Consider the following 24134-nt stretch of genomic DNA (forward strand, 5'->3'; position numbering starts at 1 on the left):
GCCCCCAAGCAGTGCCGCCTGCTAGCGGCACACCTGAGATATGCCAGTTGCTCCGTTACAGTCCGGTAAAGGCACGATGATATTGCTTGCGGTATTTGCCGGCGGCGGCACGGCCATCGAACTTGCTCCACTTGCGCCGTTCGTCTGCGACGGGTCGTTCTGACCATCCGGCAGCGGTACGCGCGGGCCGATCATCGGTGGCAGTGTTGGCGCCGCCTGCGGCTGAGGCTGCATTATGACCGGTCGGCGTATGACAGCAGGGCGCGGTGCGACCGGGCGGTTCTGATAGCCGATGCTGATCGGTGCCGTGCGATAAGGCGTTGCGTCGGGATAGACGAGCTCGCCGGGTTTGCCGAGAACAGCATCGGCACCACGTGGACCACCGAACGGGTTCAGCGCCGCGCCAGCAAAATGGCCTGCGATCGTATAGCCGTAGACCGTGCTCAATAGCTCGCGTTCCGTCGCATCGGCGTCGCAGAGCCGGATGCGCACCTGCACCATGCCGAAATTGCGCTGCTCCTGCGGCGGCGCAAAGCCTGCCTTCACCTGTTGCCAGGCATAAAGGCAGGTATCGCCGGCCTGGCTCTGGCCGGAAGCGTAGCCAAAGGGGCCATAATTGTTCTGGACGAAGGTTGCCGAGCGGACGAGCCGCACGCCGGGCACTGCGGCTGCCATTTCGCGCGTGATCGTCCCATCACTGATCGTATTATAGGGCCGGCTTCCGAGCCCGGGATTGGAGCCTGTTAGCCCAAGAAACTGGACCTTGAGAAAATTCTGGCCTGAGACGGAAGACGAAGTGGAAAGCGCGATCGTTTGCTCGACATCCTTGGCATGCCTGCGCTCGACCACATTGACAATCGCCGGTCCGCCGGGCGGCGGGAAGGCCAGCGCCTTGTCACTCGTGACCGTTTCCACACCGATCGATTGACGAACCGGGCCGGTCGTCGAGCAACCAACGCCGAGGCAGGCCAATGTCATCAATGCTATCGTCTTTGAAAAATGCATCTTATCGGATCGCGACAATCGTGTCTGGTCACATTCATCGGCAAATTGCGCGACGGTCTTTGGAATCAAGTCCTTGTATTCACTATAGCAAATAAAGGTGATTATGGTTAACCGATGGTTAATTTTGACCGATTGGCGCTTCGGAAAGAGCCAGAAACGCGCGCCGAATGCGCTTCATTGCACAGAATGCACGAAGAACGACGCATTGCCGAAGGGCGCGCTGCAACTTTAGGCGGCAATCCTATGAATTTTAATTCTATTTCTTTCTTCGAAATGAGACTTGGACGGCCCGGTTCAGCGCGACCGGGAGGACCGACATGTGGTTCTCTCCGGCATATTCTTCAAAGGTGATCGTTTCTGTGGACGACGCCAGTTTGGCCCATCTCTCAGCCATCTCGCGGGCGAGTCCTATCGTGCGCGTTTCCTTTGCACGCTCCTGTCGTTTTTGCTCTTCGGCGGTGCCTTTATGGAAGGGCGCTAGGATTTCGCCTTCATACTGTCCGGCGGAAAGATGCAGCTCCAAATCGAGCGGCTCTTTGTGTCTGTCCAGGAATTCTCTCTCCATCGAAAGAATAGCGGCATCTTCCCAGTAGATCGCCGGGCTTGCCGAAATCCAGCGGCTGAAGGCATCTGGTTTGTGAAACAGCGCGTAGAGCGTGAACAGACCGCCGAACGAATGGCCGAAAAGCGCCTGGCGTGAGCGGTCGATCGGAACCTGCTGCTCTATCCAGGGTTTGAGCTCGTCTTCGATGAGCGTCAGAAAGCGTTCGCCGCCGCCGGTCTTCACATCCGGCGTATCGGGGAAAAATGGCGGATAGACCCGCCCAGGCGGCGGGCTCAAGTCCCAGGAGCGGCGGAGAGGGTCATATGGCTCGTCGGTGGGATAGCCGATGGCGACAATGACGCCTTCTGCGACATTGGTCCCGTTCGGATAGCTCGCCTGCACTTTCAATGCGTCGACAGCGGTTGCGAAACAGGCGTTGCCGTCGGTCATGTACAGGATTGGCCAACCCTCCGGCGGCGCCGGCTTGTCGGGACGGTAGAGAAAGATCCTGTGCGGATGATCGGCATTGTCAAACTTCAGGTCAACGAATGTGCAGCCGGGAAGAGTGACCGGCGCCAGCATGGCAGCCGCATTGTGTGATGAGGTGGGGGACATGGTCTCTCCGGCTGACCGATCATGTGGGGCGCCGAAGCAACAGCACCGATATGTGAAAAGATGATGAAATTTCTCATATTATGGAGAAGGTGATCTGGCAAGCGAGCCAAATGCTCTGCTAGGCTTAATTTTCAGGTCTTTTCCGCAATTCGATGCTCGGCAACCGGGGCCATTCTGCAACATGAGAGTGGAAACCGATAAAAAATATGACTCTTGTACTCATGTATTCTTGACGCCAGCGGCGCCTGCGAACTAATTTGCGCCATCTTTATTCAAAATGGGCAGGCGCAAAGGGCTTATGAAGCAGAAATATCATAATTATATCAGTAATTTGGCACGTAAGAGATTCCACCATGCAAGCGGCGCCACGGCGCTTGCAACACTGTTTGTTTTAAGTGGAAATGCCTTTGCGCAAGACGCCGCGGCCGATGCGAACAATGGAAATGCCACCCAGCTCGCGCCGATCGTCGTCAGCGGCCAATCGAGTGACGCAAGCGACAATAAGAGCGTAGCGGCAAAGAAGAGCCAGGGCGCCACCAAGATCAATACGCCTCTGGTCGAAACCCCACGCTCCGTCTCGGTCATAACCAAGAAGGAAATGGAAGAGCGCGGCGCGCAGGACATCATCGAGGCTGTGCGCTATTCAGCCGGCGTCCAGACCGGCTCCTATGGTTTCGATCCGCGTTTCGACCAAGTCTACGTTCGCGGCAACGACATTACCACCGACGGCGACTATCGCGATGGGTTGCGTCAGCCCTACATGAACTACGCCATGTTCCGTACCGATCCCTATGCGCTTGATCGTGTCGAGATCATCAAGGGGCCTGTCTCCGTTCTTTACGGTGCCGGTTCGCCGGGCGGTATCGTCAACAAGATATCGAAGCTGCCGACGGACGACACGATCAGGGAGGTCGGCGTCCTGTACGGGACATCGGATCGCGCCCAGACGATGTTCGACTTCGGCGGCCGGGTCAATCAGGACGATGACAGCATGCTCTACCGTATCGTCGGCCTGGCAAGGAGGGGCGATACCAATTTCGACATCGCTGACGATCGCTATTTCATCCAACCATCCTTCACATGGAAGCCTGACGAATCGACGAAGTTTACGGTTTACGGATCGGCGCAATCCACGGAGACGGACGCCAATCCTGGCGCAATGATCGGCCCCGATGGCAATGTCCTTGATTATCGTGACAGCGATCCAGACTACGACTATCAGAAAACCAAGCAGCAGCAGGTCGGCTACCAGTTCGAACATGAGTTCGACGGCGGCTTTACCTTCCGTCAGAACCTTCGCTTCTCGCATCTGGATTTGAAGGCACGCTATCTCAGCACCATCGACTGGGTCGGCAACGTCGCTCAACGCAGCGCGAGCGCGATCAGCGACAGGATGAATGTCTTTCAGGTTGATAACCAGCTTGAAAGCAAGTTCAATACCGGTGCTGCTGCCCATACCATGCTGTTCGGCCTGGATTATACCCATATGAACGATTCTTTCGCATATGGATTTGATTCGACGACCAGCTCCGCCTATGACTTCGATCTCGACAATCCGAGATATGGTGTATCCGGCCCGACGCCGGACTATAATTACAGCCGGGTCAACGCCAAACTGGAGCAGTTCGGCGCCTACGCCCTCGATCAGATCGAGCTCGACAAGTGGCGCTTCACGCTCGGCGGACGTCAGACCTGGGTCAAACAATCGACCGACACCACCATCGTCTCCACCGATACGACCACCAACGACAGCCTCAACAAGAATGCATTTTCTTATCAAGCTGGTGCGCTCTATCTCTTCGACAACGGGATAGCTCCCTTCACCAGCTATTCGACGTCGTTCAATCCGGTCACGCAGCGGTCCGCATCCGGCAGTATCCTCGATCCCACCAAGGGTCAGCAGTATGAACTCGGCGTGAAATATCAGCCGCCGGGCACGGACATTCTCCTCTCTGCTGTCGCCTATCACCTCGTCGAGAAGAACAAGCCGGTTCTGGTCGATCCTCTGACGCTCGTCTATGCCTCGCTCGGCGAGGTGACCAACAAGGGGATCGAGCTGGAAGCCAGAGCGAACATCACTGATGGCTGGGATGTGGTTGCGGCTTATGCCTACAACCATTCCGAAATCACCCGCGGCGACGATCAAGGTAATGCGCCTGCCGTGACGCCGAAGAATATTGCCAGCCTCTGGTCGAACTACACGTTCCAGGATGATTCGGCCGCAAAGGGCCTGACCGTCGGCGCCGGTATCCGCTATACGGGCGAGACCTATACCAGCACGGCAAACACGGCGAAGAATGATGCAAGCGTCTATCTCGATGCGGCTGTCTCTTACGACTTCGGCGCGGTCGATCAGAAATACAAGGGCCTGACCGCATCCGTCGATGTTCGCAACATCGCCAACCGGCGCCTGACTGTCTGCAACGAAGGGTATTGCTACCTCGGGCAGGGCCGCAACATCACGGCTTCATTGAAGTATCGTTGGTAAGCTTGCTTGTGGGCGCCGCGTTTTGCGCGGCGCCCGTCTTTATTCCGAGACGCCGGCAAACAGGAGAGATATTCTCCTTAGCGTTTCCCGCCCAGTTTCTCTCAGATCAAGTTCGATCGCTCTTCCTGCAAATCGACTTTCATAAGTGCCGCCTGGAAGCGCGAGCACACATCCATCAGATACTTGTTTCGGTCGCGTTGGCTCGATGCGCAAGCCAGTCGTCGGCCTCAACGCGTACCGCGATTCCATCCGTTTGACTTGCCGTTTCGGCGAGACGCTTTGGAAAGTGAACGGCCGTTTTCCACCACTATTATGCGGTTCTGCGCCGCTTCATCAGCAATATCAGTAGCAGCGGGGCACCGACGAGGGCAGAAACCAGGCCGGCGGGCATCTGGTAGGGAAAAGCGATCATTCGGCCGAACCAGTCCGCGAGCACCATGAGGCCACCGCCGGCGAGCGCTGCGCCGGTAAGCTGGGGCGCTGCGCGGCGCAGGCCGAGCTCGCGTGCCAGATGCGGACCCATGAGGCCGATGAAGCTTAAAGGCCCGACGACGAGGGTGGCGGCCGCGGTCATGGCTGCGGCCAGAGCAAAGAGGCAGGCGCGGGCGGCGTTGACGCGAATGCCGATTGCCTGTGCTGCCTCGGTCCCAAGCGGCAGCAGGTCGAGCCAGCGGTGAGCAAGAAAGGCAAGCGCAAGGCCCGATGCCGCCGCCATCATCGCAGAAATTGCTTTAGGCGTATCAACAAGATAAGTCGATCCGCTCATCCATTGCATCACGATCATTGCACGCGGGTCGCCGCTCGCGGCCAGCACGCTGATGAAAGCATCCAGCATGGCTCCGAGCGCAATGCCTGTCAGAAGTACCCGCTCCGGCGCGAAACCGGACCGGATACCGAACAGGAAAATGGCGATGAGGACGGCGAAAGCGCCGATACCGCCGAAGCCCAGTTGGGCGGCCATATCGGGAGCGGGCAGAAGGAAAAGCGCGGCGGTGACGCCAAGGGTAGCGCCTGCCGAAATACCCAGCACCTCGGGGCTTGCCATCTCATTGCCGCTGAGCCGTTGCAGGATCGCGCCGACGACGCCAAGCATCGCGCCCGCAGCAAAGGCACCAGCGATGCGCGGCAGGCGATAAGGCAATACATCGGGCCAATGGAGATAGGCGAGCAGCGTCCATGTTCCATCCGGCGCACGCCCGAAGAAGACGGCACCGGCCAGCAGAAGGACGAGCGCCGGGATCGATGCAGCCAAGAGTACGCGCGGCGTCCGCAAGGCGCGATTTGCATTCTGAGAGAGGGATGGCGCGCTGCGCTGCACGGTCTTCAAACGCGGCAACATCAGCAGCAGCAATGGCGCGCCGAGCAGCGCAGTGATGGCACCCGTCGGAAGGAAGGTCGAAGAGGCACCAGAAAGCAGCACGAGGGCCTCATCGGTCAGTAGCAGCAATCCTGCGCCGATAAGGGGCGACCAGATGAGCTGGCTCTTCATCTGTCGGGCGCCGGCAAGCTGGGCGATGCGCGGAGCGATCAGGCCGATGAAGCCGATGACTCCAACGGCGCTGGTAACGATTGCGGCAAGCGCAATTGCAATGCAAACGGCAGCAATGCGCGTTCGCCTGACCGAAAGGCCAAGTCCGCTCGCGCTGCTGTCGCCCAGCTCCATGAGCGCCAATGGCCGCGCCATCAGCAAGGCCGCGACAGAGAGGATGGCGATTTTCGGGAGAAGGGAAAGCGGAATGGTCCAACTTTGCTGTGCAAGCGATCCGGCGCCCCAGATAAAGAGGCCGGAAAGGTAGCGATCGTTCATCAGGACCAGAATGGCGGCCAGCGCGCCGCTCCAGACGCCGACGATCAGGCCCGACAGCACGAGTGCCAGGGGTGAGAAGCCGCGCCTTGCGCCGATCAGGAAAACGACCGCTGCCGCTGCGGCGCTGCCGAACAAGGCAACGGCGTCGCGGCTGAGGCCCTGCAGAGCGGGAAAGGCGAGCATGACGGCAACGAGCGCAAGGTTGGCGCCTGCGGAAATGCCAAGTGTTGAAGGCGAGGCCAGCGGATTGCGCAGCACCTGCTGTAGCAGGCTTCCTGAGAGCGAAAGCGCGGCACCGGCCAGCAATGCGGTAACGATCCTCGGCAGGGTCGAATAGATGAGCAACAGGCGTCGCGGGTCGTAGCCGGCCTCCTGCTCGAACAGGCGCGAGAAGTCCGGGGCCAGTTGATGCCAGGCAAGCAGGCTGGCAAGCGCAAACAACGTCAGAGCCACGGCTGGAGCACCGAGGACTTTATTCGTTTCGGTGCGGATCATGCGAATTTTTCCAGATGGTCGAGCAATATGCGCGCGAAGCGCTCTGCTTCCTGCACCATGCCGAACATCAAGGTGCCCGGCAGCACGGATACGCGCTCAGCCCGTACGAAGGGGAGGCTGGTCCACAAGGGGCTGTCCTGCAAACTATCGAGAACGTTGGGCGGCAAGAGCGGCTCGAAAGCGATCAGCCGCAGGCTCTGGTCGAGCGTTGCCAATTGCTCCAGCCCGATCGTCTCGAAACCCCAATAGTCGCCAGGTCCAGTCCATGCGTTCTTCAGGCCGATTCTGGTCATGACGTTCTGGTAAAGCCCTGCGCCGCAGTAGATGCGGGCGTGACGGGTGTCGACAAAATTGATGAGTGCCAATGGCGCAGGATTGAGCTTCTTCACGCGGTTTGCGCATTCGTCGAAGAATTGTTCCGACCGAGTAAGAAACTCTTCAGCCTGTTGCCGCCGGCCGATGGCGTCGGCCAGCCGACGCGTCGCCTTGATGGAACGAGGCAATGCCTCGCCGCCCTCGGCATAGATCGTCAGTTCCAGGACCGGCGCAATTGCTTCCAGTTGCGGTTTCAAGGGAGCGAGATAGGGCGTCGTCAGAATGAGCGCCGGTTTGACGCTTGCCAGGACCTCGAGATTGATCTCGCCGGTGGTGCCGAGATCGATGACACCATCAGGCATTTTCGGTTCGACGACCCATGTGTCCCAATCGGCTAGCGAAGCGATGGCGGCTGGCGTCACGCCGAGTGCAAGCAGCGTTGACGCCAAGCCGTAATCGAGGGAGACGATCGGGCCGACTATCCTTTCGGCTGCCATTCCCGTCTGCGGAACGGCAAAAAACGCCGCAGCGGCAAGCAGCGTGCGACGCGAGAGCGTCAGGGTCTCGAGGCTGCGTTCAGATGACATAGGCAAGCGGCGTTCCATGCACGGGATGGGCTGTGACGCCCATATTGGTGCCGTAGATCGTATTGAGCGTTTCAGCCTTCATGAGGCTCGACGACGGGCCGGCTGCAATCAGGCGCCCTTGCTTCAATGCATGCAGATGATCGCAGAAGTGTGCCGCGACATTGATATCGTGCAGGACGAGGATGACGCTCAGATCTTTCGTCCGGCAAAGCTCGCGCACAAGCCCGAGGATTTCCATCTGATGGGCGATGTCGAGGGCCGATGTCGGCTCGTCGAGCAGCAGGCAGCGGCTGTCCTGAGCGACCAGCATGGCGATCCAGACACGCTGACGCTCGCCGCCGGAGAGTGTATCCACCATTCGCCCTGCCAAGGTATCGACATGCGTGAGCTTCATCGCGGTCTCCACCTTTTCCCGGTCGAGATCGGTAAAGCGCCCGAGCGCCCCGTGCCAGGGATAGCGCCCGCAGGCGACGAGCTCTTCGACGGTCATGCCGGCAGCCGAACTGGTGTCCTGCGGCAGATAGGCGACGGCACGCGCGAAGGCACGCATGTCATAGGAGCCTGCGGCAACGCCATCAAACAGGATGCGCCCGCCGGTCGGCTGAATCTGTCGGGCCAGCAACTTGATCAGCGTGGATTTGCCGGAGCCGTTATGGCCGATCAGTCCGGAAATCTCACCCGCCTTGAAGCTGATATCGAGCGGGTGAAGAATGGTTTTGCCGTCGACTTCGAAACGCAGGCCCTCTGTCGTGAAGACCGTCGCGTGACTTTGATCGTTTCCGGTGATCGTTTCGTCTTTCATGATCATTCCTGAAATTCTGATTGCCGGCAGGCGGCCGGGTTGGTTTATTGAGGTCAATGGCTTGACGAAGAACAGGCACGGATCGCTTTCACGCCAGAGAGTCGGGAATATCTCGGCGCGGATGAAGCCGTTTCTATCGTAGAAGGTGCGGGTCTTTTCATATTGCGGTTCGTCCCTGCCGCGCGGAGCGAGCGTCTTCACCGTTAGAAGCTTGCAATCGGAAGAGCGCGCAAAAGCCTCGGCTGCGGCCAGCAATCGCTTGCCGACGCCGCTGCGATGATGCCGACGCCTGGTTGCTATCACGAGAATTTCCATGGCAGCCGGAGGATGGGCGCGTAGCGCAACGAAGCCGGCAACGGTATCCGCCTCGACGCAGCCGAACATCGGCAGGGTCTCCACAGCACCTGCGCAGGCTTCGATGACATCGGGGTCGGTAAACCAGTCGGTCAATTCCGACATGATGTCACGACAGATGGCGCCTTTGGATTCGGTTATCTCGATGGTTTCCTGCATCTATTTTCCCTTTCCTGGCGATGGAGTGCAGTTTGCGGCGATGGCGGAGAACCGCCATCAGGTCCGCATCTCCCGCATCCGTGTTGTTCGGTTTCGTCTATGGCTGCTGCCGGCAGCGCAAGCATGGTCGGCCTCAAGCGAGATAGCGGCGAGGCACCGCGAATGAGCCTCTCGCAGAAGGCCGCAAACAAGGGCGCAGGATACGCCTGCCTCCTTGGCAATGATCTTCTGGGGGATATCGTCGAAATAGTGCTCCTCGTAGAACTTCCGGGTTCTGGCGGGCATGGATTCGACCGTGCAGCGGAAGGCCTTGTAGGCCTCGGCCTCGTGAAGATGTTCCTCGGGGCTTCCATAGGCCGAGGTATTGCCGCCAACTTCCTCTTCGACGAACAGGCCGCGCTCATATTGCAGGCGCCGCATATGATCGGTCGCGAGATTGCGCACCATGCGCATCACATAGGGCGTTGGCGCCGCTATATCCTCCTTCAGCGGCTTGGAGACCAGCTGGAGGAGAACTTCTTGCACGACATCCTCGGCCAAGCTCATGCAGCCCGTGATCCTGCGCGCGACGGAGAGGAGCTTCGGATAGGCGTGAAGTGCTGTTTGGAGTTGCTCATTGGAAGTCGACTGCGAATGGTTGGCAATCATGTCGGGCTCTCGCTGAAATCCAAAGTTGCATTTCTATGTGCCCCTCTTTTTGAGAGGGAACCTATAAAACATGACAATGATAGTCAAGATAGCGGAGTCGAAAAGTGAAGCATCTCCTAAATCACGGTTTATCCACCTGATTTTATTCTAACTTTTTATAGGATCTAGAAGAAAATCCCGCTTTTATGATGCCGCCATTGCGGTTCTGCCGCAGCCTTTGATGTTGCGATAGCCCATTGAAAATCCCCGCTTTCTCCGTCGATGATCCGGCCGGAATGGATGAAGATCGTTTCGCCTGACGCTTGATTCATGCTTCTAAAGGTTGTGCTTCCTGGCGCCAGCATCACGTTTTGCGGGTCAGCCAGGAAGCCCTGGCCGAAGCATTTCAGTGCGGCCTCCTTCTGAACCCAACAGGCGAGAAAAACATCGTGGCGATGTCGCTCATTCAATTGATGCACCTGCTGGAGTTCTTGTTGAGAAAGGATCATCGGCATGATCTCGCAGGCTTCCCTCTCCGAAAATGCATCAAGGCGCTCGATATCGATGCCGATGTGGCCGCCGCGACAGATCGCGAGCGCAATGCGATCTCCCGTGTGCGAGAGATTGAAGTCGATATCGGGGTAATCACGCAGGTAAGGCCTGCCCGAGGGGGTAATCGCAAGACAAAGCGCTTGCGGGGTGCAGCCAAGCAGATTGGCGATGATACTTCGACACAGGACCCGTCCAGCAACGAAGAGACGCCGCGCCGCGCATGATCGAAATGCGGCGGCGCGGTTCTTTTCCGCCTCACTCAGGATCGAGTCCGGCACGACAATGTCATCGGACAGACGCAGGCTGTGAAGCTCCACCTGCGCCGTCTGCTCCTCCGCTTGGTCGGTTTTCACCTATTCCGCTGCCTGTCCCATGTGAGAGGGAAGGTTTGACGGCTGCCCATGCGTTTCCCACTGCACGATGGGATCGAGCTGATCGAGATCGAAATGCTGGCGACCAAGCAATGCATTGGCGATCACGGCGCTGCGCCATGCGGCAAGGCTGAGCTGCGGTTCGGCAATGCCGTGGCTATGACGTCCGGCATTGAGGACGAAGATGCGATTGTCACGCGGACCGTCCCATGCGAGCGAGAAGTCGCTTTCCAGCACCGGCTCGCCGATGGAGCTGAGCTCAATGCGGTTTTCGAGCGAATGCAGGAATTCCGGAAGCACAAAGCGATAGCCGGTTGCAAAGACGATCATATCGACCGTCAGTGTTTCGATGCTGTCATCGAAGCCGTTGCGCATGGTCAGCGTGATTTCGGGACCATCTTGTTCGGCCGCAATGACGTTGCGGAAGGGACGCAATGATATGCCGTGATCGGGGTGACCGGCGGCATCAAGCTTTCGCTCGTAGAGCCGGCGATAGAGCTTTTTCAATGTGGAGGCAGAAACGCCGTCGCTGGCCAGTACCTGCCGGCGCGTATGGGTGAGCCTGAGCTCCTCGGGAAGTCCGTGGAAGCGCTCCATATAGCTTGGCGTGAAAAGCTCATTGGTGAATGGCGTCGCATCGAGCGGTTCGAAATTCGGGCGGCGGCTGATCCAGTGAATGGTCGAAACGGCCTTCAGGTCCAGGAGGGCATCGACGATCTCGGCGCCGCTTTGGCCGCCGCCGATGACGGCAACGCGAGGCGCTTTGACATCACCGACACGTTGCGTCGCTTCGCTGCTGTGGAAGGTCATGGATTTTGGCAGCTGTTCGGCCCAGGCCGGACGAGACGCAACCTTGCCAACGCCGACGGAAAGATTGCGAGCGCTGATCGCGCCATCGTCGGTTGCGATGGAGAAAAAGCCATCATTGGCATGGACTTCTCGAACGCTTGCACCGAAGCGAAGCGAAGTCAGTCCGCGCGCGACCCATCCGAGATAATCGGCGAATTCCTTGCGAGGGACGGCTTCATATTCCGCATTAAGAAACTGGTAAAAGCGTTTATGTGCAACGAGATAAGAGAGGAAGCTCCAGGGACTTGTCGGGTTGGTGGCCGTCACCAGATCCTTGAGAATAGATGTCTGCATTTCCGCGCCCGGCAGCATCATTCCCGGATGCCATGCGAAGGACGGGCGCCGTTCGAAGAAGCGGACGGAAAGTTGCGGTATGGAATCGAGCTGAGCGGCAAGGCTGAGGTTAAAGGGACCGATTCCGGCCCCGGCGAGGTCGAGCACGTGCGATGTCATGATGCAGCTCCAGAATGATGTCGAAGAGGGGGTTACTTGACGGTGTCTTTGGACAGCGGCACCGGCGCAAAGGCATGGTCGAGCCGCCGGGCGAAACGCTGGTGGAAGGGCGTCTTGCCGATGATCGTCAAATGGTTGGTGCCGGTGACGATTTCCGATGCCGTGGCATTGGGCGAATAGCGCCGCCAGTCGATGACGTTGAGGGCGCGCGTAAGAGAATCTTCGGCCGCAAAGGCATGGACGCGGAAATCGGATTGCTCCAGCCGGTAGTTCCGGAAGATCATCGCATTGTCGATGAGGATCCAGAAGGTGTGTTCTTCCGAGCCGATATCCGGACCATCCGTCGGCAGTTTGACGTTATGCTTGACGATATGGTGGAGGAATTGTTCGTAGACCTCCTCGTTCATGGCGGCAAAGAGCCTCTTCCAGTCCTCGCGCATCGGCGTCGTCGCAAGCCAGCTCTGCACGGCAGCATGGGTGCGCTCGCGGATGCCGTTTTCGAAGCGCGGCATGATGCCAACGGTGAACTCCTCGTCCATGTCGCAGACATCGACCATGCCGATCATTCGCAGATCGATATCGTTGCCGAGCTGCCGGGCGGCCTCATAGGCGAGCAGCCCGCCCCACGACCAGCCGAGGAAAGCGCAAGGCCGGCCATTGGCCTTTTTGCGCACGGCTTCGGCATAACGCGCCGTGATATCTTCGACGCGGGTGCTCAGCGTCTTGGTTTCGGTCAGCGAATAGCAGATGAAGCCGGTCGCCGGCTGTTCAGGGCCTAGATAGTCGACGAGGCGCATATATTCGCGCGTGCTGACGAGCAATCCGGGGAAGCAGTAGAGCACCGGCCGGTCGCCATTGCGTCGGAGGTAGACGACATCGACGCCGGTCTCGTCGCGGCTGCCGTCGATTGCCAGTGCCAGGTCGCGCACCGTCGGATGGTTGAACATGTCTGCGATCGACAACGGCCATTCGGGATGGCGCATCTTCAGGCGCGAGACGATGCGAACGGCCATCAGCGATTGTCCGCCGATATCGAAAAAGTTTTCCGTGACGCCGATATCGCTGATATCGAGAATGTCCTTCCAGGCTTCGAGGATTGCTTTTTCCTTGTCGTTGGCCGGCGCCACCATCTCGCGTTCGATACGCGGCGCGGGCAGGGCGGCGCGATCGAGCTTGCTGTTCGGCCCCATCGGCAGCCTGTCGATCAGCATGATGGTCTGCGGCACCATGTAATCGGGCAGGGCGGTCATGGCGGCGCGACGCAACTCTGTCACGCTCAAGCTCTCGCCCTCGCGCGGCACGACATAGGCGACCAGAGAACTACGACCACCGTCATTGTGCAGCAGGATGACAGCCTCGGCGACACGCTGATCGGAGCGCAGCACGGCTTCGATTTCGCCCGGCTCGATGCGGAAGCCGCGCAATTTGATCTGATGATCGACGCGGCCGGCGAATTCGACGATGCCGTCTTCCCGCCAGCGGCCGAGATCGCCCGACTTGTAGAGCCTGCCGCCTTGCGAGAAGGGATCGGGGATGAAGCGGTCCGCCGTCAACTCCGGCTGGCCGAGATAGCCGCGCGCCAGGCCGCTGCCGCCGATATAGATTTCGCCGATCACGCCGACTGGAACCGGCGCAAGGTCGGCATCGAGCACATAGATGCGCCGATCGCCAACGCCGCGGCCGATTGGCGCGACCGTCCCCTCGAAGCGGGTTCCGGCCGGAATTTTCCAGATCATCGGCGTCATGATCGTTTCGGTCGGGCCATAGCCGTTGATCAGCAGTTGCGCCTTCAGGTTCTCGGTAATCATGTCGAACACCGCTTGCGACAAGGCCTCGCCGCCGAAGGAATAGAGCCGCAGCCGTGGTATCTCGCTGTTTTCGCCGGCATATTCGGCAAGGCCGCGCACATAGCTGGTGGGCAGGCTGGCATTGTTGACGCCGTGCCGCTTCATCATGGCGAAGGCGTCTTCCGGTGTGGCAAGCTTGTCTTGCGTCAGCACAACGCCACCGCCCGCCATCAACGGCACTATCCAGCGCTCATGACCACCGTCGGAGGTGAAGGGCAGTACCGGATATTCGCAGGACTCCTCGCTCATCTCGTAGATGCGCAGGGTTGCCTTGCAATGATGCGCGAGTGGGCCGTGCTCGACTGCGACGCCCTTCGGCACGCCCGTCGAGCCGGAGGTGTAGATCACATAGGCAAGTTGCTGCGGGGCGATGGTCGTTGCCGGCACATCGACGCTCTCGGCGGACAGGTCGATAGCATCGAGATTGAGGTAGGGGGTCGCGATATCACTCGGCAGGTTCGCGATGTGCTTTGCGCGGGAAATGACGAGCGAAAGGCCCGGGGCCGTCAGAATATGACGGTTGCGCGCCTCCGGGTGGTCCGGCTCGACCGGCGTGAATGCGCCGCCCGATTTCAAAACGGCAAGAATGGCAATGATGGCGTCGATCGATTTTTCAAGGGCGATGGCGACGCGCTTTTCCGGGCCGATCCCCATCGCGATTAACCGATGGGCCAACCGGTTGGCGGCAGCTTCGAGCTCCCTGTGTGTGGTCGACTTTTCGCCCTGTGCTACGGCAAAGGCGTTTGGCCGCCGTTTCGCCTGTGCGGAAATGACCTCGTGGATCGGCGTGCCGTCGCCGGGCTCCGGCGCGTCGGGATAGGGCGCCGAGAGGCGCTCCAATTCTCCCGGCGAGACGAAGGGGATTTGTTTGACTTGCGTGCCAGGATCGGCGTTCAACTGCGCAAGGGCAATGGCAAGGTCGTCGGCGAAACGGATGATCTGCTTTCGATCATGCTTTTGCGGGTCGAAGCCGACACCAATCACAAGCTTGTCGACAGATGCCGGCGATACGGTGATGACCAGATCGGCATCGCGGCGTGCCGGTGATGTGACTGGACTGCTTACCATGGCCTCGTTCGGCACCGCTTTCAGCAGATGCAGGGGCGGGCGCACATCGAGAAGCGTTTTGACAAGGCCCGTCGTATCGAAGAATTCATCTCGCCGTATCAGCGCATCGGCAAGAGCCTCGAAGGGCAGGGATTGCCTGATAGCCGTATCGATTTCCTTGACGAATGCGTCGCGAACGTCCTTAAGCGTCATGGTACCGGCGAGTTCCGGTGTCAGGATCAATACGTCCTCGCTACGGGCGGCAACTTTCTGCCTTTCCGGGCGCGTGACCAGGCCGATCCTTTGAGTGCCGTATCCGGTATGGCGGCGCAGGGCGATCCCGAGGGCGGCGAGCATGGCGCGAGACGTGTCAGCGGATGGTACCGGCACCTCAAGCACATGCTCGAACCAGGCCTCGTCGACCATGTTCTTTCCCGCCGACGTTTGCGGCAGCAGTGATGCGATGTTCTCCTGAGCCGTCAGTCGTTGGAACCAGAAGTCGACCAGTTCTGGTGCCGGGCTGCGCGGGGCACCGTTGGCACTCATCCACGACGCGGCGTCGGGCAGCGTTGTCTCCGCGACATCCACCGCTTCATGACCGCCGATATTGCGAAGGAAATCGGTCGCGAGCAGGTCAAGCGTTGCGGCATCGGCGAGGATGGCGTGAAGGGAAAATAGCGCACCCACGGCGCGCGCCTCTTGGGTCAGGAGGATGAAGCGGGCCGGATTGCCATCGGTAAGGTCCACCGGGCGAGCTCGCTCGACCGCTGCAGCCGCGGTCAGCGCCTCGTCCAGGTGATCGCCAGAGCCCAACTCCGTCTCGATGATGTCGACGAAGCGGTCGCTCCTCAGGATCTGCTGGACTGCGCCACCTGCCCGCGCCTCGAATTCCGAGGTGATGAGGGGATGTTGCCGCGAAAGTTTTGATAGACCTTCGCGCGCCACAGCAAGAGAGACAGGGGGAAAGGCGATGGCGAGTATTTGTCGCCCGTAGATGACTTCGTTACCCGTCTCCGACAATAGCCAGATACGTGACTGTGCCGGCGATAGCGAGCATTTGGCGAGGTAATCCGTATCGTTTGCTGCCTTGGCGTTCCGATCATGGACAGTCATTTCTTCGCCATTCTCCCTGAATGTACTTAAATACATATCTAATCAATCGAAATACAATAACGTATACATCTCAATATCTGCGATAGATATTAAGTTTAATCGATTGATATCTCTGACTTCTGGCGTCGATAAACTCGGATACTCCGAAAATTACATCGATGCAGCTGCATGACGAACGGAGTTTTGGAAAATTCAGGAGATTTTCAAAAAATATTTTCCGAAAATATTTTGAATTTTTGCTGATGCCGTTCGTCACCGCAGAATTAGCGCTGTGCTTGGCCCGCCGATCTCAGCCGGCGTGGTTCCGAAGATATGGAGATGAATTATGGATGTTTCCCTGGCGATCAGAAGCGATGGGACAGCGGAGAAATCCTTTGATCTGCGCCTGCCGGTATCGGGTTTTGAGAGCAGCGTGCTTGCCTGCGACCAGCCGCTCATCATATCGGCGAGGCCTGCGCCGGGGAGCTTTCGCGTCGAGCATCACGGGGTGACGGTGGCCTCAGGTCATCTATCGGGGACGACCGCCAATCTTCTGATCTTCGATACAATCTCCACGGCAGCCTCGTCGCTTCCTGGCGAGGATATCGTCAACGCCGTGTCTGAAGCCGTTCTGGCATGCAATCCGCAGCTGGATTGCTTCGAGATCGAGCTCGCTGATGGCGGCCTCGTAACGCGTCTGGCGGAAGCGGGTGCCATCGAGCGGCGCGGCGATCGCCTGATCGTGCGTCCGCAATCGTTCTTCCAGCAGGCAAAATCCTGGCTTGGAAGCGTGCCGCGCAGCTATCCGGAAGTGCCGGTACTGACGAACGGCGCCCTTCATCCGCAGCGGCCGCCGAAGCCCGTCGGCCGTGTCTATAGCCGCTTCATTCCCTGGTTGAACACGCAACTCGGTTTTCATGTCGCCGATATCGAGACCGATCTTCAGCATTTCCATCGTTGGATGAATGATCCGAGGGTGGCCGCCATATGGGAGGACGGCGGCGATCTCTCCTATCATCGCGATTTCATCGCGGGCCGCCTTGCCGATCCTCGCACATTGCCGCTGATCGGCACCTTTGGCGGCGTGCCCTTCGGTTATTTCGAGCTCTACTGGGCGAAGGAAGACAGGATAGGGCCGCACTACGAGGCCGATGGCTATGACCGCGGCTGGCATGTGGCGATCGGCGAGGATGATTTCCGCGGAAAGGCCTTCGTCAGCGCCTGGTTGCCGTCGTTGATGCACTACATGTTCCTGGCCGATCCGCGTACTCGCCGTATCGTTGGCGAACCGATCCACCATCACGCCCAGCAAATCCGTAATCTCGACCGTTCCGGCTTCGCCAAGGTCAAGCACATTCAGTTCCCGCACAAGAAGGCGCTGCTGGTCATGCTCCTGCGCGAGCGCTTCTTCATGGATCGGCTGCTATCGCCGGATCTCAGCGGCTTGTCCACAGAGGATGGGCAGCCTGTCCTTGGCTCGCTGGCGCGGGGCGCCTGATGAAGACAGCCGTCGATATGAACGATCCGCGCATCAAGCGGCTTGTTCTGGCGGTCGCGCTCCCGGCGGTGGCAGGACTGGCTGCCAGTGCCGGGCATCATGCGATCAACGCGATCTTCCTGGGAGCGCTTGGCCCGGACGTGCTGGCAGGCATCAGTCTCGTCATGCCGCTGTTTCTGCTTGTTGCGGCAGCCGGTCAGGGGCTGGGTATAGGGCTTGCGACGCTGCTTGCGCGTTATCTCGGCGAAGGGGATCTCAAAGCCGCGTCGTCGGTCGCCACGACAGCGCTCGCGGCGACGATCCCGCTTGGCATTGCCTTGTCGATCCTGATCTATCTCGGTTTGCCGGACTTTGTCGGTGCCCTCAGTGCAAGCGACAATCTTCTTGCCCCCGGGCTCGACTATGGTCGGCTGCTCGCTTTCGGCCTGACGCTCGGGCTTTTGCAGGCTATCTGCGATTTCATTGCGATTGCCGAGGGCAATTCGCGTTTTTCGATGATCGTGTTGATCGCGAGCTTCGCGTTGAACGCGGTTCTCGATCCCATCTTCATTTTCCTCTTCAAGTTCGGTGCGTCCGGTGCGGCATTGGCGACCATTGTGTCGTCCATCGCCGCCCTAGCGTGCTATGTCGCCTACTTCCTGCGTCGATGGGGAACGGTGAGCGTGACCGGCGGAGCGATACGCTGGCAACTGCTTTGGCCGATCGCACGGATCGGCCTTCCCGCTGCTGCAACAAGCATCGTTACGGGCCTCGGATTTCTGGTCCTGATGCGGGAGGCAGCAGTCCATGGCGGCGATACAGGTGTTGCAGCCACTGCAATCGCCATCCGCTTGATGACCCTGGGACAGCTCCCTCTGTTCGGCTTTTGCCTCGGCGCTCAGAGTGTCGTCAGCCATGCCTTTGGCGCCGGCGATGCCGAGCGGTTGAAGGCCGCTATCCGGTTCATGCTGGCCGTGACACTACCAGTCGCATTGCTCTATTCCGCCCTGCTGTTCCTGGCCGCGGAGCCAATCGCACGTCTGTTCACCGATAGTCCAGACGTTATCGGCGAGGCGGCTACGTGGCTGCGGTTCCTCTTTCCGATCTTTCCGCTTGCGGCCTTTCAATCCGTCCTGCTCGTCATGCTGCAATCGCGGGGCAGGGTCGGCCTGTCTGCGCTCGTGGGGCTTGCGCCGCAGGGCTATCTGCTGATCCCGCTTCTGCTCATGCTGCCGCTTTGGATGGGCTTTGCCGGTGTCGCCGCTGCTGCTGCCACCGCTGCCATTCTGGCTGCCATCCTCGGCGCTTTTGTCGGATGGCGCGAATGGCTCGCCATTCTGCCCACCGATGCACCGGGCCGCCTTGCTGGCCAATCGACACTTCACTCCTGACCATGAGGAACGCCATGAACGAGACGCCGAGATTCGATGCTTACCGCCACGCCATTCCAGAGCCGCTGATGCCGCCGCGCGACGATCCTTTCGATGCGGCCGTGCCGCCGATCTACCAGACATCGCTCTTCCTGTTCGATAGCTACAAGGAGCTGGAAGACGTCTTCGCCGGCCGTTCGAAGAAGCCTATCTATTCACGTGGCGACAATCCGACCGTGCGGCTTTTGGAGCGCAAGATCGCCGAGATGGAAGGCGCGGAAGAGGCGCGCGCATTTTCAAGCGGCATGGGTGCGATTGCTGCCGCGGTTCTGGCGTTCGTTGGACCCGGCGACCGTATCGTCACCGTGCGGCATGTCTATAGCGATGCCTTCCGCTTCTTCGAAAAAGTGCTGAAGCGCTTCGGTGTCGTCGTCGACTATATCGACGGCACCGATACGCAAGCCATGCTTGCCGCACTTCCCGGTGCCAAGTTGGCCTATCTCGAAAACCCGACCTCGATGGTTTTCGAGCTGCAGGATCTGACTGCCATCGCCGAGGCCGCTCGCCGCCATGGCGTCGTGACGATGGTCGACAATTCCTGGGCAACGCCGCTCTTCCAGAAGCCTCTCTCCGTCGGCATCGATATCGTCATCCATGCTGCCTCGAAATATCTGGGCGGACAGAGCGACACGGTGGCGGGTCTTGTTACCGGCTCCAAGGCACATATCGATCGCATCAACAGCGAAATCTACCCCTATACGGGTGCGAAACTCGCGCCGTTCGAGGCATGGCTTGTCCTGCGCAATCTGGAGACCCTGCCATTCCGCATGCGCCACCACCATGAAGCCGGGCTCGAGGTAGCTTCCTGGCTGCAGGCACATGAGGACGTGACCAATGTTATGCACCCGGCGCTGGGCGAGCATCCCGGCAAGCGAACCTTCAGCGGGTTTGGCGGGTTGTTTTCCTTCGAGGTCTCGGACCGCATCGACGTCGCCGACTTTGTCGACGCCTTGGGTCTCATTCGCATCGGTGTCAGCTGGGGTGGCCCGGAGAGCCTCGTGGTCCCCACCAAGGCAGCACTAAGCATCTCGCCCGAAACCAATGTCTTCGCACGCTTCGGCGTCACCGACCGCACGATCCGCTTGAACGTCGGGCTGCACTCGGCCAAGGAAGTCATTGCCGATATCGAGCAGGCACTTGCAGCCGCCAAGCGCTAGCTAGCCGCGGCGCGTCTACATCATGAAAGGGGTGGAGTGACACAGTCGCTCCGCCCATACTATTATTCATTATTGATCTATTCCCGCCCAGACCGATTGAGACAAGATGACCATTCCTTCCAATGAAACGCTGAGCGCGCTTGCCGCCGAATACGGAACGCCGCTCTGGATTTATGATGCTGCCGCGATCCGCCGCCGCATCGCGCAACTCTCCGCCTTCGATGTCATTCGCTACGCGCAGAAGGCCTGTTCGAACATTCATATCCTGCAGGAGATGCGCAAGGCCGGTGTTAGGGTCGATGCCGTTTCGCTCGGCGAGATCGATCGGGCGATGCGGGCGGGCTTTTCAGCCGGCAATGCGTCGGGAGCTGCGCAGATCGTATTCACCGCGGATGTCTTCGACCGGCCGACGTTGGAACGCGTCATTGCCGACAAGGTCGAGGTCAATATCGGCTCCATCGACATGCTGCATCAGCTGGGTGAGCGCTCGCCCGGCCATCGGGTCTGGCTGCGCATCAATCCCGGCTTCGGGCATGGCCATAGCAAGAAGACCAACACCGGCGGCGAAACCAGCAAGCACGGCATCTGGTTCGAGCAATTGCAGGAGGCCGTGGCGCTGACGCGCCAGTATTCTCTGAAGCTTGTCGGGCTGCACATGCATATTGGCTCCGGGGTGGACTACGGGCACCTGGAGCGCGTCTGCGGCGCGATGATTGGATTCTGCCGTGCCCTGGATGTGGATATCGAGGCGATTTCCGCCGGAGGCGGCCTCTCCGTGCCCTATAGGGAGGGCGAAGAAGAAATCGATCCAGCTCATTATTTTTCGCTCTGGGATAAAGCACGGCGCGAGATCGAGGCGCATTTCGGCCATTCGATCCGATTGGAGATCGAGCCGGGACGCTTTCTGACGGCGGATTCCGGCGTGCTGCTTGCTGAGGTGCGGGCGGTCAAGATGATGGGCCGCAATCGCTTCGTGCTTGTCGATGCCGGTTTCAGCGATCTCGCCAGACCGGCCATGTATGGCAGCTACCATCATATCTCCGTTATCCCGGGCACGACGCCACGAGACGCCGGCGGTGCAGTTTTCCCAACCGTCGTCGCAGGCCCGCTCTGCGAGTCGGGCGATGTCTTCACACAGACGGACAATGGCACGGTAGAGACGCGCGATTTGCCCGAAGCCCATGTCGGCGACTATCTCGTCTTCCATGGGACCGGTGCGTACGGGGCGACGATGTCGTCGAACTATAACAGCCGGCTTTATGCACCGGAGGTCCTGATCGACGGCGAGACACGTCGATTGATCCGCAGGCGCCAGACACTCGATGAGCTCTTCACGCTGGAAGCCATCTAGGTACGGCTGATTTCAAGGTGAAGGAACAGCCTCCACTTCGGCCAAGCGGGGGCTTTTCTGCGGTTGCGAAATGAATATAGTGACCACGACCTTGCGTCGTGGCGCTCGGACGTTCTCACATCGTTACCGGCCGCAAGGCGCGAAAGTTCTGCACCGCTATGCTGGCCTGGCTTGATCAGAAAACCGAAATCGTCGAACACACCGATCAATCGTCGCGATATTTCGAGCCGGCTCACGCCGCTTACTATAGCGGGAAGCCCGGCCAACCGCTGAAGCTCATGCTGCAGGCGCGCAGCGACTTTCTGTCGATCTGGCGTCGCGCCGATTATCGTGAGCACGTTGCGGAGTTCAAGCTGCTTGGTCGCCAGCTGATCATCGTCAATTCGCCTGAGGCAATCCGCTATGTGGTCGCCAAGCGACATGAGAATTTCGAGCGCAAGACGCCGCAGATGCGCCGCGCGCTGGAATATCTGCTGGGCGACGGCTTGTTCATTTCCGACAAGGAGACCTGGAAGCAGCGCCGGCCTCTGGTCTCCGACATCGTGCACAAAAGCCGCGTGCCGGCCTTTGGCGCGATCATGCAGAGCACGGCCAGCGAGCTTGCCGACCGCTGGCAAAGCTTGGGCGAAGGCGCTGAGGTCAACGCCTTGTTCGAGATGGCCGGGCTGACGGCGGAGATCATCTCTCGCAGCGTCTTCGGCAATGATCTCGGCGAGGAAAGCGCCAATGCCGTCACGGAAGGCTTTGCGAGCTACCAGTCGCTGGTCGATTCCGTCAATTTCGGCTATTTTCTCGGTTTTGACGAGGGTCTGCCGATCATCAGGACGCCGAGTTTGAGCCGGTCGGTCAAACGGATTCACCGTATCATCGATCAGGTGATCGAAGATCATCTTGCCGGCAAGGGTGACAACAGTTCGATGGTCGACCTGCTGATCCGACGGCAGCAACGCAATCCCGAGCTGAAACTCGATGTCGTGGCGCTTCGAAACGAGGCTGCCACCATCTTCATGGCCGGCCACGAAACCACCGCTGCAACCCTGACCTGGGCCTGGTACCTGTTGGCAGGTGCTCCCTGGGTGGAAGAGGCTGTCCATGCAGAAATCGAGGCTGTTTGCGGCGACCGGGTCCCTTCGATTGACGATGTCGCAAAGCTCGACTGGTGCCGTGCAGTCATTGAGGAGACGTTGCGCCTCTATCCCCCCGTACCGATCCTGGCGCGTCAGGCGGCCGAGCCGGACCAGATTGGCGACGTGAAGGTACGCAAGGCTGCGCTGGTGCTGATCGTGCCGTGGATACTGCATCGCACGGATTCGCTCTTCCCGGAGCCGCATCGCTTTCACCCGGAACGTTTCCTCGGCGAGGCACGGCCGGCGCCCTACAGCTACATTCCCTTCGCCGCCGGCCCGCGTGTATGCCCCGGTCTGCAATTCGGCCTCACCGAGGCGATCCTCTGCCTGGCGATCCTGGCTCAGCGTTTCCGCGTTCGGATCAGGGACGGACATAAGGTTCAGCCACAATGCCGCCTGACACTGCGTCCGCGTGACGGCATGCCCGTGACATTGCATAGGCGCCGAGGATGACGAGCGCGGACGACACCGACAAAAGAGTCGCCACCGGCAAGCGCAAGGCGTGGACCTATGAGCCTCCGAAAGCTCCGCCCTTTGGCGATTTCTTAGCTGGCGGCGACCGGCGCAAGGCATTTCTGCGCTATTGGCTTTACGAGAATATCGATAATGCCGTAGATCTCTTCCTCTATTTTGCCTTCATGCTCTTGCCGGCAAGCGTCTGTTCCGATCTCGGCGGCTGGCTTGGGCGCCTGCTGGCACCGCGCTTTCATAAAGGTGCCTACGCGCGCGCTGCAGCCAATCTCAAGATGATAAGGCCTGAGCTTAGCGATACCGAGCTTGAGCAACTTCTCAAGGCTTATGCTGATTCTCAGGGTCGACAGATGGCGGAATATTCCGTGGTGCCGAGACTGGCACGACGGCACGTCCGCAAGATTGGCACCGAAGGGCTGGTCGAGCGTTGCAGCGAGGGGCCGGTGATCTTCATCGCGCCCCATATCAGCAACTGGGAGGTGCTTTGGCATTGCCTTCTCGACATGGGACTTGACGTCACCATGAACTACGACCCGCCCAAACGCCGCTCACGCCATTATATCGTCAACCGGCTGCGCAAGGGCGCCGGCCTCGGCATTCTGAAACCCGGCCGCAGTTTCGTGCGCCCGGCACTGAGAATTCTGGAAAACGGCGGAAATCTGCTGATGTTCTGTGACGAGGGTTTCAACGGGTATATCCGGGCTCCGTTCTTCGGCAGGCCGGCCCATCTTGAGGGCAACTATGCGCTCATCGCGCGAATGGCTCGCAAAACGAATGCATTGATCTATCCGGTTTATATCGTTCGGGAAAGGGGAGTATCCTCTCTATTACGATGTTTAGAGTCATTTAAGCTGCACGGTATGGAAATCACCAAAGATCAGCACATTAAGGATGCGGAGTGTATGAATGCGGTGATTGAGCCAATTATACGCGAATATCCGGCACAATGGTACTTTGTCGACAATCGAATATCTCTGAAGGGGGAATGAAATCGGTAATAAGCGGAAGCCCAGAGATAATTGAAGGAGTGTTACTTGGAGGGAGAAAGCTGCTAATATGAAGGACGTAGAGGTGTTGATTTGCGCTGAGAGCTGACCCGGGATTTGCGCCGA

General features: G+C 59.3%; 16 protein-coding genes and 1 pseudogene. 7 read left to right on the top strand and 10 right to left on the bottom strand.

Annotated features, from left to right (window positions below; translation table 11 throughout):
- Positions 1-21: 21 nt before the first annotated feature.
- Positions 22-978, bottom strand: coding sequence for a cellulose biosynthesis protein BcsN (gene bcsN / locus AC13Q5_RS29675; RefSeq protein WP_488504115.1), 957 nt, complete (start codon positions 976-978; stop codon positions 22-24).
- Between the two features lie 283 nt (positions 979-1261).
- A complete protein-coding gene (locus tag AC13Q5_RS29680) occupies positions 1262-2131 on the bottom strand; it encodes an alpha/beta hydrolase (protein WP_488504116.1) in 870 nt (289 codons plus the stop codon).
- A gap of 331 nt (positions 2132-2462) precedes the next feature.
- Here AC13Q5_RS29680 and AC13Q5_RS29685 point away from each other — a divergent pair, with 331 nt between their 5' ends.
- On the top strand, positions 2463-4652 hold the full coding sequence (locus AC13Q5_RS29685) for a TonB-dependent siderophore receptor (RefSeq protein ID WP_488504117.1): 2190 nt from the start codon (positions 2463-2465) through the stop codon (positions 4650-4652).
- Between the two features lie 310 nt (positions 4653-4962).
- Here AC13Q5_RS29685 and fhuB read toward each other — a convergent pair whose 3' ends face one another.
- The 8 genes and pseudogenes from fhuB to AC13Q5_RS29725 form a co-directional block, all read right to left on the bottom strand.
- Entirely contained in the window at positions 4963-6954 is a 1992-nt protein-coding gene (gene fhuB, locus AC13Q5_RS29690; protein ID WP_488504118.1) for a Fe(3+)-hydroxamate ABC transporter permease FhuB, read from the bottom strand.
- Entirely contained in the window at positions 6951-7856 is a 906-nt protein-coding gene (locus AC13Q5_RS29695; RefSeq protein ID WP_488504119.1) for an iron-siderophore ABC transporter substrate-binding protein, read from the bottom strand. The genes fhuB and AC13Q5_RS29695 overlap by 4 nt, the downstream gene beginning before the upstream one ends.
- Positions 7846-8658 (bottom strand): ATP-binding cassette domain-containing protein, encoded by an 813-nt coding sequence (locus AC13Q5_RS29700; protein WP_488504194.1) that lies wholly within the window; start codon positions 8656-8658, stop codon positions 7846-7848. Before AC13Q5_RS29700 ends, AC13Q5_RS29695 begins: the two co-directional genes overlap by 11 nt.
- Positions 8659-8790: 132 nt before the next feature.
- Positions 8791-9171: pseudogene (locus AC13Q5_RS29705) on the bottom strand (GNAT family N-acetyltransferase); the annotation flags it as partial.
- 57 nt (positions 9172-9228) lie between these two features.
- Positions 9229-9819, bottom strand: coding sequence for a sigma-70 family RNA polymerase sigma factor (locus AC13Q5_RS29710; RefSeq protein WP_457879416.1), 591 nt, complete (start codon positions 9817-9819; stop codon positions 9229-9231).
- A gap of 164 nt (positions 9820-9983) precedes the next feature.
- The gene (locus tag AC13Q5_RS29715) at positions 9984-10628 is read right to left on the bottom strand and encodes a 4'-phosphopantetheinyl transferase family protein (RefSeq protein ID WP_488504120.1); all 645 of its coding nucleotides are present in this window, start codon (positions 10626-10628) and stop codon (positions 9984-9986) included.
- Between the two features lie 75 nt (positions 10629-10703).
- On the bottom strand, positions 10704-12023 hold the full coding sequence (locus AC13Q5_RS29720) for a lysine N(6)-hydroxylase/L-ornithine N(5)-oxygenase family protein (protein WP_488504121.1): 1320 nt from the start codon (positions 12021-12023) through the stop codon (positions 10704-10706).
- A gap of 32 nt (positions 12024-12055) precedes the next feature.
- Positions 12056-16030: an amino acid adenylation domain-containing protein gene (locus AC13Q5_RS29725; protein ID WP_488504122.1), complete on the bottom strand. Its 3975-nt coding sequence runs from the start codon at positions 16028-16030 to the stop codon at positions 12056-12058.
- Positions 16031-16355: 325 nt separating this feature from the next.
- Here AC13Q5_RS29725 and AC13Q5_RS29730 point away from each other — a divergent pair, with 325 nt between their 5' ends.
- From AC13Q5_RS29730 to AC13Q5_RS29755, 6 genes are all read left to right on the top strand, one after another.
- The gene (locus tag AC13Q5_RS29730) at positions 16356-17507 is read left to right on the top strand and encodes a GNAT family N-acetyltransferase (protein WP_488504123.1); all 1152 of its coding nucleotides are present in this window, start codon (positions 16356-16358) and stop codon (positions 17505-17507) included.
- Complete coding sequence (locus AC13Q5_RS29735; protein WP_488504124.1) at positions 17507-18877, top strand: MATE family efflux transporter; 1371 nt, start codon at positions 17507-17509, stop codon at positions 18875-18877. The genes AC13Q5_RS29730 and AC13Q5_RS29735 overlap by 1 nt, the downstream gene beginning before the upstream one ends.
- A 14-nt stretch (positions 18878-18891) precedes the next feature.
- The gene (locus AC13Q5_RS29740; protein ID WP_488504125.1) at positions 18892-20073 is read left to right on the top strand and encodes a PLP-dependent transferase; all 1182 of its coding nucleotides are present in this window, start codon (positions 18892-18894) and stop codon (positions 20071-20073) included.
- Between the two features lie 106 nt (positions 20074-20179).
- A complete protein-coding gene (lysA, locus tag AC13Q5_RS29745) occupies positions 20180-21424 on the top strand; it encodes a diaminopimelate decarboxylase (protein ID WP_488504126.1) in 1245 nt (414 codons plus the stop codon).
- Positions 21425-21522: 98 nt separating this feature from the next.
- A complete protein-coding gene (locus tag AC13Q5_RS29750; RefSeq protein ID WP_488504127.1) occupies positions 21523-23004 on the top strand; it encodes a cytochrome P450 in 1482 nt (493 codons plus the stop codon).
- Complete coding sequence (locus AC13Q5_RS29755) at positions 23001-24011, top strand: lysophospholipid acyltransferase family protein (protein ID WP_488504128.1); 1011 nt, start codon at positions 23001-23003, stop codon at positions 24009-24011. Before AC13Q5_RS29750 ends, AC13Q5_RS29755 begins: the two co-directional genes overlap by 4 nt.
- Positions 24012-24134: the final 123 nt, after the last annotated feature.

Source organism: Martinezella sp. CNPSo 3964 (assembly GCF_057784375.1).